Source organism: Nocardia sp. NPDC052112, assembly GCF_040680135.1.
Lineage (GTDB): Bacteria > Actinomycetota > Actinomycetes > Mycobacteriales > Mycobacteriaceae > Nocardia.
Genome location: NZ_JBFAWD010000007.1, coordinates 390,667 through 401,280, shown reverse-complemented (window position 1 = coordinate 401,280; position 10,614 = coordinate 390,667). Strand labels below are relative to the sequence as shown.

The 10,614-nt window shown below is 66.1% G+C and carries 10 protein-coding genes; 2 read left to right on the top strand and 8 right to left on the bottom strand.

The window, feature by feature from the left end:
- Window positions 1-70 precede the first annotated feature (70 nt).
- Together AB0L58_RS17010 and AB0L58_RS17005 are read right to left on the bottom strand one after the other, a co-directional pair.
- The gene (locus tag AB0L58_RS17010; RefSeq protein WP_364387475.1) at window positions 71-856 is read right to left on the bottom strand and encodes a pyrroline-5-carboxylate reductase dimerization domain-containing protein; all 786 of its coding nucleotides are present in this window, start codon (window positions 854-856) and stop codon (window positions 71-73) included.
- Window positions 856-3,894 (bottom strand): amino acid adenylation domain-containing protein, encoded by a 3,039-nt coding sequence (locus AB0L58_RS17005; protein ID WP_364387473.1) that lies wholly within the window; start codon window positions 3,892-3,894, stop codon window positions 856-858. The genes AB0L58_RS17010 and AB0L58_RS17005 overlap by 1 nt, the downstream gene beginning before the upstream one ends.
- 115 nt (window positions 3,895-4,009) lie before the next feature.
- Here AB0L58_RS17005 and AB0L58_RS17000 point away from each other — a divergent pair, with 115 nt between their 5' ends.
- Complete coding sequence (locus AB0L58_RS17000; RefSeq protein ID WP_364387471.1) at window positions 4,010-5,746, top strand: amino acid adenylation domain-containing protein; 1,737 nt, start codon at window positions 4,010-4,012, stop codon at window positions 5,744-5,746.
- A gap of 13 nt (window positions 5,747-5,759) precedes the next feature.
- Here the strand turns inward: AB0L58_RS17000 and AB0L58_RS16995 are convergent, their stop codons facing one another.
- From AB0L58_RS16995 to AB0L58_RS16980, 4 genes are all read right to left on the bottom strand, one after another.
- On the bottom strand, window positions 5,760-6,377 hold the full coding sequence (locus AB0L58_RS16995; RefSeq protein ID WP_364387469.1) for a TetR/AcrR family transcriptional regulator: 618 nt from the start codon (window positions 6,375-6,377) through the stop codon (window positions 5,760-5,762).
- Window positions 6,378-6,487: 110 nt separating this feature from the next.
- A complete protein-coding gene (locus tag AB0L58_RS16990) occupies window positions 6,488-7,396 on the bottom strand; it encodes an oxygenase MpaB family protein (protein WP_364387467.1) in 909 nt (302 codons plus the stop codon).
- Entirely contained in the window at window positions 7,393-7,656 is a 264-nt protein-coding gene (locus AB0L58_RS16985; protein WP_364387465.1) for a hypothetical protein, read from the bottom strand. Before AB0L58_RS16985 ends, AB0L58_RS16990 begins: the two co-directional genes overlap by 4 nt.
- 491 nt (window positions 7,657-8,147) lie before the next feature.
- Complete coding sequence (locus AB0L58_RS16980; protein WP_364387463.1) at window positions 8,148-8,591, bottom strand: NUDIX hydrolase; 444 nt, start codon at window positions 8,589-8,591, stop codon at window positions 8,148-8,150.
- Window positions 8,592-9,067: 476 nt separating this feature from the next.
- On the opposite strand from AB0L58_RS16980, the gene AB0L58_RS16975 reads away from it, so the two are divergent.
- Window positions 9,068-9,562: a hypothetical protein gene (locus AB0L58_RS16975; RefSeq protein ID WP_364387461.1), complete on the top strand. Its 495-nt coding sequence runs from the start codon at window positions 9,068-9,070 to the stop codon at window positions 9,560-9,562.
- A gap of 73 nt (window positions 9,563-9,635) precedes the next feature.
- Here AB0L58_RS16975 and bfr read toward each other — a convergent pair whose 3' ends face one another.
- Window positions 9,636-10,118, bottom strand: a complete 483-nt coding sequence (bfr, locus tag AB0L58_RS16970; protein ID WP_364387459.1) for a bacterioferritin — start codon at window positions 10,116-10,118, stop codon at window positions 9,636-9,638.
- 61 nt (window positions 10,119-10,179) lie between these two features.
- On the bottom strand, window positions 10,180-10,377 hold the full coding sequence (locus AB0L58_RS16965) for a (2Fe-2S)-binding protein (RefSeq protein WP_364387457.1): 198 nt from the start codon (window positions 10,375-10,377) through the stop codon (window positions 10,180-10,182).
- Window positions 10,378-10,614 lie beyond the last annotated feature (237 nt).

Sequence of the window (10,614 nt, the reverse complement as noted above, 5' to 3'; positions counted from 1 at the left end):
AACCGGCGCGGCGCCGAGTGAGTTCCCGGCAGTGGAAAACTCAAAAGGTATTGCGCCGCAGCCCAGTTGGTCACCGTGCGGGCAATGCTGCCTGAGCAGCGGCGAGCACCGCCTGCGGTAGTCCCTGAGCTCGAGCCGCCGCCAGCGCTCGTTCGGTCGGTCCGCCGGGCGAGGCCACCGCTCGTCGCAGCGCGCGTGTGTCGTGTTCGAAGTCGGCCAAGAGGGCCGCCGTACCGCGCAGTGTTTCGGTTGCCAGCGACAGCGCCAGCTCCGCCGGAAGTCCGGCCTGGACGGCGGCATCCGCTTGCGCTTGCGCGAACATCGCGACCAGTGCGGGTCCCACACCGGCCAATGGAATCAGCGCGTCCACGTGATGTTCCGGGAGTCGGACGACCGCACCCACCCTGCCGAACAGCTCCGCCACCGCGGACTCCACTTCCGCGTCAACGCTCTGGCCGATCGGCAGCGACACGATCCCCGCGCGGACCCGGACCGGCAGATTGACCGTTACTCGTACCACGCGCGAGCGGCGGTACACCGCCTTGAGCTGTGTGGATGTCACGCCGGACAGCACCGAGACCACCACGGCCCGCGTCCCGTCGAGTTCTCGGCCCACCTCGGCCAGCTGTCCCGGCTTGTGGCACAACACGATCACGTCCGCGCGGGCGCCGAGTTCGGCATTGGTCGCCACGGCGACGCCGCCCGTCTCCGCGGCTAGTTCGGCCGCGCGTCCCGAGCCGTTGTCGGTGCACAGGATCGGCGTACTCCACCCGGTTGCCAAGGCACGTGCCATATTTCCCGCCCCGACGATGCCGATCGTCGCGAAGGTTCGCGCACCGTTCTGGTTATCGGTCATCAAGCGTTCCTGCCCTCGACGAGTTCGGTCAACAGCTCGCGCACGCGTGCCGCAATGCGATCAGCCGCATCCGGATCGTCGCCGCGCAACTGCACCCGGCCGATCACACCACCCGCCTGTTCGGTCACCTCCAGCAGCCGCATGGTGTGACGCTCGAGGATCGGCAGTTCGACCGGAGTCGCCTCGACACCGTCGAGCAGCAGCGGTTCCGCGGCGGCCGGATGCACGAGGACGCGATTGGCCAACATCGACGCGGACAAACCCAGCTCTCCGCACAGAAGCTCGACCGGAATCTCCGCGAACGCGGCGGCCTCGCCGAGTCGGTCGGCCGCCGTCCGCAGCAGCTGCCGCAGCGAATGCCCGGCGCCGATATCGACCACCGCGGGCTCGGATCGGGCGAAGGGGCCTATCACCGGTTCCCACTCCGGCGCGGGTCGACGCAATACCGTGGTACACAACGCAATTCGGTCCAGGTCGGCTTCTTCGTCCGCTAGCGCGACAGCGAAGGCGGTGCGCAACACGGCCGGCAGGTCGATGCCGAGCGACCGGGCCTCGGCTCGCAACGGACGAACCACGGCCGGTGACAGCGACAGCCCCGCCGACGACACCGCGTCTGCCGTGTCCGCAGGCGGATCCACCGCACCCAGTCGGGACTGCCAGTACCGCAACGCCTTATCGGCGTCCGCTATCGGGTCCTGCGCACGGGCGTACTCCGGATAGTCGGCCGCGGACTCCGCGTGGCTCGCTGTGCCGCGCACTCCCGAGTACAGCTCACCGAGCTCACGGACCAGGATGTCGAGCGAAGGCTCATCGGCGACGAGACGGTGACAGCGCACCAGCAATGTGCACGCCGCTTGCGACGGGTGTTCGTACAGGGTCACATCGATGACCTGCCCACGCGTAATGTCCATGCCGCCGGCACATGCCAGTGCGAGCTCCACGGCCATCGTGTCGGCGGGTGCCGTCACGGTCCGCACCGCGATGCCGGCCCGGTGCCGCACGGTCTGCCCCGGCTGTCCCGACGGTGCATCGAATGCGCAGCGCAGCACCGCATGTGTGCGCAGTATCGTCGCCACCGCACCGGCGAGCCGATCCCGGTCCGGCCTGGTGTTCAGCCGGAATGCGCGCGCCACTACCGGTGGCGCTTCGAGTGAGGCCAACTTCCACACACCTCGCTGCACCGCCGACAGCGGATACCGGGTTCCGGTCCGGCGTACCAACTCATCTATCGGCCGCGCGGCGACCGCCCGCTCCGGCACGTTCGCGGCGAGCAGAGCGACAGTGGGGTTGGCCAGGATGCGCTCCGTGGTGAAATCACGGCCCAGATCGGCGGCAAGGCGGTTCGCGATGCGCGCCGCGAGCAAAGAATGCCCGCCGAGATCGAAGAAGTTGTCGTCGCGACCGATCCCCGGCACATTGAGCACGTCCGACCAGACCGCGGCAATGGCTCGTTGCACCGCTGTGGCCGGGGCGAGATCCTCGTCCTCCGCGTTCGACCGGCGCCCGCCGAACGTGGGCTCCGGCAGCGCGGATCGGTCCACTTTCCCGGTGGCTCCCAGGGGCAGCCTTTCCAGGAATACGTACGTCGCCGGAATCATATGGGCCGGAAGCAGCGTTGCCAGGTGTGCGCGCAGCCCGTCGCTGTCGAGAACCACACCCGCCGTATCCTTTTCACCGACGATATAGCCGACCAGGACGATCCCGTGCGTCGGGCGGCGATGACCGACGACGACCGCGGCACGGACGGCCGGGTGCCGGGTCAGCGCCAACTCGACCTCCGCGGGCTCGACACGGTGGCCCCGCAGGTTGATCTGCCGGTCGCGCCGACCGAGGTACTCCAGCGTCCCGTCCCCGAGCAGGCGTCCCAGATCGCCGGTGCGATAGAGCCGCGCTCCGCGTCCCTCGGATGCCGACGTGAACGGATCGGCGATGAACCGCGCCGCCGTGCGGCCAGCCGCTGCCAGATAACCTCTGCTCACTCCTGTTCCGCCGATATGGATTTCGCCGACCTCACCGCGGCCGACCGGCTGCAGCGCACTGTCGAGCAGGTGCACCGAGACTCCTGGCAGCGGGGTGCCGATCACATCGGCAGCGCCGACCGCCACCGCAGTCTCCGCGTGCCGGGTGGCGATGAGTGTGGTCTCGGTGAGCCCGAAATGATTGACTACATGTCCGAATCGGGCAAAGGCCGCCGCATGCGCACGCAGCGGCAGGAAACTCTCACCGCTGACCAGTGTGGTCTCCAGCCGAGGTGGTTCGGCGGCGAATTTCGGCGATGTGATCAGGCTCGTGAGCAAAGCCGGTGTGGCACTGAGCAAATGGGTCACGCCGTGTGACCGCGCAGCGGCCAGCAGTTGCTCGGGGTTGCGGCGCACGGACTTCGAGGTGACGACCACCCTCGCCCCCGCGGCGAGTGGCATCAACGCATCGCGCAGCCAGGGATCGAAGGTGAACGCCGCCACCTGCAGCACCACATCACCCGCTCCGAGCGAGACGTACGACGGTAGCGCGGCGTGGTAGGCGGCAAGGCTTCGATGTTCCACGGCAACACCTTTCGGCGTCCCCGTGGAACCGGACGTGAACATCACGTACGCCAGGCTCCGAGCATGAACAGGGCCCCCGAACCGTCCCTCGCCCGTGCGGGGCGGTTCCGGTTCGGACCCGTCGACAACCACAACCTCGCCCCCGACGAGCCCGGACAGTCGTTTCTGCTGCTCGGGCTCGGTAATCACCAGGCGCACACCGGATCCGGCCATCCAACTGCGCATCGTATCGTCGGGAAAGTCGGCGTCCAACGGCAGATAGGCGCCCCCGGCGGCCCACACCGCCAGCACCGATACGATTGCCACCGCGGGTTGCCGGACACAGATCGCGGCCACGGTCTCGGGTTCTACTCCGTTACGCCGCAACCGATCCGCCATGGTGTCGACCCGCTGGCCGAGCTCTCGATACGTCAGCGCGCGCCCGTCGTCGACAAGAGCCACGGCGTCGGCGAAGTTCTCGATCCCGCGCCGGATCCGGTGGTACAGACTGTCCATCCTCCGAGCGTCGCCCATGAGCGCGCCGCCACTATTCCCCTAGTTGGCAAGATGCGTGAAATAGCCCGAGCAATAACATCATTGGACTCACTCACGCGGAGGGCAGGCGGATCACATGCACCGTGACGACGGGTACGACGACGATGTGTCCAACACCGTGGTGCACGGACGGGTGTTCCAGTGGTCCACTCGCACACCGGATTCGGTGGCAATGGAGTTCGGCGAGCGCCGCTTCGGCTACGCGGAACTCGCCGACACCGCCCGCCGCGTCGCGGCAGGTCTGCGCCGTCACGGTGTGGGACCCGATATCCCTGTGGGCGTTCACCTTCCGCGTAGCGAAAAGCTCGTCACCGCGCACCTCGCCGTGCTCGCCGCAGGCGGCGCCTACCTGACCTTGGATCCCGCGCAACCCGATAAGGCACTCGCCGATCAGATCGCGATCGCCGGGGTGCCCGTCGTGATCACCGACCGCGCCAGTCGCGACCGGCTGCCCGGCACCGTCCGAACGTTGCTGTACGACGATCTGGTCCGCCATGCCGCGGAGCCGCTTCCCGATTCCGTCGGACCGGATCACTTCGCGTGCATCATGTTCACCTCCGGCTCCACCGGAAAGCCCAAGGCGGTGGCCATTCCGCACCGCGCGGTGGTCAATGTCGTCACCACCCAGAACTACATGAAGGTGGGACCGGAACAGTGCTATCTGCTGCACACCGCGCCCACCTTCGATCCGTCGATATTCGAGACCTGGGGCGCCTTGATCAATGGCGGCAGGCTCGCGATCGCGCCGCCCGGCCCACCTTCGGTGGGCGAATTCGCCCGCCTGGTTCACGATCACGGCGCGACGGCGACCTTCCTGACGCCCACCATGTTCCGGCTGATCCTGGAGGAACAACCACATGCGTTGCGCCCCTTGCGCGATCTGCTGCTCGGCGGCGAGGCCATCTTCCCCGCCCACCTCGAACTGAGCGCGCGGCACCTGCCCGACACCTCGATAATCGTGGGCTACGGCCCCACCGAATCGACCGTCCTCGTCACCGCGCACGTCCAGACGAGTGCCGATCCGCTGCCGCCGGTCGTCGTCATCGGCCACGACATCACCGGCGTGCGCACCTATATCCTCGACGAGGACCTGAATCCGGTCCCCGACGGCGAACCGGGCGAATTGTGCATCACCGGAGCGGGACTGGCCTGTGGATACCTCGGCGCACCCGATCTGACCGCGGAACGATTCACGCCGGACCCGCACGCACCCCGACCTGGCGACCGGCTGTACCGAACCGGCGACCGGGTGCGCACGATCGGCTATGGCGGAATGGAGTTCCTGGGGCGCCTCGACAACCAGCTCAAGATCCGCGGCCGCCGCATCGAACCCGCCGAAGTCGAGCAGGCGATGCTGAACCACCCGGACGTCGTCGCCGCCTATGCGACCGCGGAACAGAACGACCGCCGCGGCAAATACCTTGCCGCGTATGTGACGCTGCGGACCGGGTCCACCGCCAACGAGTCGGACCTGCGCAACCACATGGCATCCGCTGTCCCCGATCATCTTCGACCCGACGTCTATGTCCTGCGCGCCGAGGCCTCCGTCACCGCCAACGGCAAACTCGACAGACGCCGCCTTATCGACGGCGCGGCGACGACGTCCAAGACACCGAGCATCAGCTCACCGCTGCGCACAGTTGTGGTCAACGACGACGACCAGTACTCGATCTGGCCCGCACACCGGCCCGTGCCCACCGGCTGGACAGTGGTCGGCCAACCCGGAACCGTGGACGAGTGCAAGGCACTTGTCCGCCAGCTCTGGTCGGATATCCGCCCCGCCCACCGACGGCACGCCGTTCAACCCTCGTAGGCGCGGAGTTCGATCAGTCCGCCGCCGACGGCGCAGTGGGAGCACCGATTGCCGGTGCGACCCATTTGGTGAGATAGTCGCGCAGATCTGGACCGCGGCGCGGCGGGCGGCCGGGGTCGATGACGAAGGATTGGACGATGCGCAGCATGTGCTCGACAAGTTCGTCCAAGCCCGCGTCGCCGATGCCGGCCTGCGTCCAGTCGACCGCGAACCGTTCGAGTATCGATCGGCCGAAGGTGAGCGCGGTGTCGGAGGTGACCCCGGCGGAGAATCCCCCGGCCCGGCCCGGGGTGAGTAGCAGGCTCAGGTATGGGTCTTCGGACAGCCGTTCGAGGGTGTAGGCGATACCTTCGACAACCGCTCGGGCCGGGTCGCGGATCCCGGCGAGGTGCTCGGCGAGGACGTCGAGAAAGCGTCCGGTTTCGGCGATCGCGGTGGCTCTGAGCAATGCATCGGCGTTGGGAAAGTAGCGGTAGACCGTCTGTCGGGTCACGCCGAGATCGCGGGCGATTTCGGCCATGGTGAACTCGCCGCCGCGGCGTTCGATCGCGGACCGAGCCGCGGTCAAGATGCGCTCGACGGCTTCGACGTCGTCGGCCGGGGCCGTCCCCGACCAGCCGTGCGTGCGCATCAGACCTCCTCGCAGCGAGCACCGGTGGCCAGCCGAGCCTATCGGTTGCCCACCGCCTGTTGTTCGACGGCGAGAATCCCACCGACGGCACGATCCGAAGGGGTGACCGGTCAGATGAGACTCTTGTTCTTGCGGATGCGTCGCCGCAGGTCTCGCATCAGCGCGTAGGTGGGGGCGAAGCGCAGGAACCGCGGAATGAAGCGATTGACGAATCCGACAAACAGGAAGAGGTGTTCGAACCGGCGTTGATCGGCATCGGTCCACTCGACCTGGAGTTGTTCCTTGAAGTACGGCGCCAGGAAGCCGATCGTCAAGAACTTCAACAGGTTTCGGAACGGCAGCCGCAGATACCAGTGGATCATCCGCAGATTCAGCAGATCATCGAGGTAGGCGCGGACCTTGTCGTCGAGAACGGCGTGCCTGCTGGCCTCGTTCCAGTAGACGTCGAAGTCCTTCCTGGTGGCGGGCCACATATCCTTGGTGACCTGCACCCCGGTGGCCAGGGTGGCAGCGGTCTGATAGAACTGCTCGGCCTGCTCATCGTTCATCCTGCCGTGCAACAGCTGGTAGGTGTCTTCGAATCCGATGAAAAGGCAAGCGGCAACCCACTTTTGGAGATCACGGTGGAAGGCGTTGTACTTGACCGGGCTGTCCGGACCCGAACGCACCTGACGGTGTGCGACATTGATCGCCTCCCGGTAGGCATCGATCTCGTCCTCGGTGCCCAGGATCGCCACCGCCAGATACTGTGTAGTGGTCCGGGCCCGCTTCCACGGGTGCACCATGAGCGCGCCGGATTCGACGCGACTCTCCGAAACGCCATAGCCGACACCGGGGCGGGCCATCTGCATCACGACATTGGCCGCGGCCCCCGCGAAGTTCCAGAAGTCCAGTGCGTCGGCGAGTTTCAGCGGCCGCTTGGTCTGTGAACGATGGATGGCCGGAATGTGGATTCGGGTTTCCGCGGTGGTCAGTGGCGCCAGCGTGGGTTGCGGCAGCGGTTGTGCGGTGGCGGTCATCGGATTCCTTCCGTTGTCGGATTCGGTAGACGTCGAGTGCGATGAGCGAGCCCCAGCCACGCCGACCGCACGGACAGGAGGGCCAGACCGACGGCGAGGAGCACGATGACGAACTCGAAGACCGTCAGCTCCACGCCGAGAATCCCGCTGAGGGCCTTCATGTTCCGAACCCGACGCATCGCAACGGGACCGGTGCGACCGATCGGCAGGACTCGGGTGAATGCCGGGCGATCCCACCCGGCAACCGCATTGCTCGTCATCTACCCCTCCTCCAGCGGACATGCGGCCAGCTTCTCGATGAATTCAGAGTAACTTATCGGCGCGAATAGGATGGGAGATACGCCATATCAGCGGCTAATACCCGAATGCCATTCGCAACTTCATTGGACAGGCGATCGATCAGTCATGAATAGTCAGTAACATCATGAGCGGAGATCGGCAACGACCGACACCCGCCGGGCAGCCGCCATCGGCTCCATGACAACCGCCATCACCCCGAGGCAGCGCAGCGGTGCCGACTCACTCCGGTCCCGCGGCGATCACCGTCATCGCATCGTGCGGCACTGCTCGTGTTCCGCGTTCCGAGCGTGCGCGGCACACCACTGAGCACGACAACCCTCGATGTGGATCCGCTGGATCGCCCAGTCGACGCAGGTCGCCGGATGCCGCTTCACCTACGCGATCGACAGAGCGGTCGCGGCGTGCGCAACAGACGGGCACAACCGATATCGAGTTTCATGCGCGGGCTCGGTCAGTGGCGCAGGAGGTCCCGGTAGGCATCGAGAATGGCGCGGATGGATGGCGTGACGAGCAGTTCTCCGTCCAGGGGTGCCCACACGTAATCGGCGTGGGTGGACAGGACAATGGGGCTGGTGGCGGCCACTTCCACGGCGAAATGCAAGCGCCGCACCGGCTTTCCGGCTGGCGACAAATAGTCGAAGTCGCCGACGTGGTGGCCGATATCGGTGACGATCAGCCCGGTCTCTTCGTGGACGCCGCGGATCAGTGCGGCGGAGACCGATTCGCCCGGTTCCACGGTGGCACCCGGCAACTTGCGGGTCAGCGGGAGCGGCCCGGTGCTGTGGGCCTCCAATAGCAATACTTCCCCACCTCGGTCGATGATCGCGCCGACGCGCAGACCGACACCATCACGTTCGCCGCGCGGAAGCGCCTCATCGAACATCGATACCGACATCGGCGGACTCACCAACCTTCGGTCGGGCGGACACGCCGCATTCGTAGGAAAGCAATCGCCCCAATATTAACGTGACAGGCCTGCCGCACGACAGCAGGTACCAGAGGTGTGTTCGCGCAATTGATTTCGCCCGATTGCCCCTGCCGAGCAGATGACCTCAGCCGCCCGCCTCTGACGTGCAGGTTTCAAGTATTGAACACAACGGTTTCGATCGGGGCCGACGGCGTCCCGACCGATGTTCGCGATGACCGCAACAGACGCCCACATCGAGTGGGTGCGGCGAACCTGCCGCTTGGCGGTAGCTCGGTATTGTCTGCTTCTGTATCGTCTTGTCTGCACTTACCGTCGGTGGTGCGGACGTTTCGATACCAACGGCCGTGCAGCGGATGGTGCCGGGAGGGTTCGGATCGGTCGTTCGGTTCCACGAAGTGTTGTCGCGCAACGGTAGCTCGGAATGAACGAGGAGAGGGGCGTAGGTGGCAACAGCTGCGCAATTGCGAGCAGTGCTGGCGGTATTGCAGGCCGACGCGGAGGACACCGTTTCCGGCCGGTTGGCCGAGCCGCCAGTCGAACGCGCCGAGCTGGCAGGTCGGCTACACGGTTTACTCGGCAGTGAGCTGCGGGACTTGGTAGTCGAGGCGCCACTGGGGCACTCCATGGGGCACTGGTCGATGGCCGCGACCGCGGAGCAGGACGCGGTAGGCGATGTGTCGGCGCAGGCGCAGTTCGACGCACGGTGGCTGCGCCATCACATCGCCACACTGGCCTCCCGCAATGCCCCGACTCCGGTGCCCGCGCTCCTGGCTGCGGCGGTTCAGGCCGTCGACGCCGCCACCATGTTGCTCGCGCTGGCCCGTGATCCCCGCGGCGACGGCAGTCAGGCTGCGTGGCAGGCGGTAATCGATGATCTCGCGATCGCATTCCACCTGGTCAACGATGAACACCACGCCGTCACGCAGCCGATACACTGAGCGATCGCACCACCGGTTCCCCTGACCGTCACCGGTTCCGTGCGCCACCGACAATCCGGAACCGGTGACGACGTCAGTCGTCTTCCGGGGTGTCGGTATAACGCTGCAGGTACAGTTGCTCGCCGAGCTTCTCGATCAGGTCGAGTTCGGTCTCCAGGTAGTCGACGTGTTGTTCCTCATCCTCGAGAATGGACTCGAAGATGCGCGCGGAAGTGACATCACCGCGTGAGCGCATCAGCTCGATGCCACCGCGCAGCCGGTCCACCGCCTCCATCTCGATCTTCAGATCGGCCCGCAACTGCTCGGGGACGGTCTGGCCGATGCGCAGCGGGTTGAGCTTCTGGTAGTTCGGCAGCCCCTCCAGGAAGAGGATGCGATCGGTCAGCACCTCCGCATGCTTCATCTCATCGATGGACTCGTGGCGGGTGTGCTTGGCAAGTTTGGTGAAACCCCAGTTCTCCTGCATCTTCGCGTGCAGGAAGTACTGATTGATGGCCGTGAGTTCGGCTGTCAGCTGCTCGTTGAGCAGCGAGATGATTTCCTTGTCGCCTTCCATGGCTGTGATCGTGTCACAGCTCACAACCGGCGAACCGGTAAGGACGTCCTATCGTGTCGGACTATGCCGCGGACGTCTCGACCTCCCGGACGGGCGCCCCGCAAGCCTGGCCGACCAGCTCGGAAAGGCGCCGGGTGCAGCTGCCACAGCCGGGCTTCCAACCGCACGCCTTTTTGACCTGCGCGGTCGAGCTGGCGCCTGCGGCGACACAGCTGTGCACGTCCGATTCGGAGACGGCGTTGCAGATACAGACGTACACGATGCCTCATTGTGCGAGCGGGACACTTCACGAGGTTAGCCTCATCTAAAGAGGTAAGCCTCCCCTAATGTATAGCACCCGCATGCCGATGCCTGTCAATAGCCACTGGGCACTATTCCGCTCCCGACGCGAATCGCGGGCATCCGGCCAGGTCGCGGGCTTCGGATCCGCCGGACCGCTCGGCGGCCCGAGCACGCGCGGGAGTTCCTGGCCGCTGAGGCGCGGCTGTTGCTCGGA

Coding starts and splice junctions, on each gene's coding strand:
- AB0L58_RS17010 (WP_364387475.1), bottom strand. CDS start 856: ATGACCGATAACCAGAACGGTGCGCGAACCTTCGCGACGATCGGCATC.
- AB0L58_RS16995 (WP_364387469.1), bottom strand. CDS start 6,377: ATGCGCACGCACGGCTGGTCGGGGACGGCCCCGGCCGACGACGTCGAA.
- AB0L58_RS16980 (WP_364387463.1), bottom strand. CDS start 8,591: ATGTCGGTATCGATGTTCGATGAGGCGCTTCCGCGCGGCGAACGTGAT.
- AB0L58_RS17000 (WP_364387471.1), top strand. CDS start 4,010: ATGCACCGTGACGACGGGTACGACGACGATGTGTCCAACACCGTGGTG.
- bfr (WP_364387459.1), bottom strand. CDS start 10,118: ATGGAAGGCGACAAGGAAATCATCTCGCTGCTCAACGAGCAGCTGACA.
- AB0L58_RS16990 (WP_364387467.1), bottom strand. CDS start 7,396: ATGACCGCCACCGCACAACCGCTGCCGCAACCCACGCTGGCGCCACTG.
- AB0L58_RS16985 (WP_364387465.1), bottom strand. CDS start 7,656: ATGACGAGCAATGCGGTTGCCGGGTGGGATCGCCCGGCATTCACCCGA.
- AB0L58_RS17005 (WP_364387473.1), bottom strand. CDS start 3,894: ATGGACAGTCTGTACCACCGGATCCGGCGCGGGATCGAGAACTTCGCC.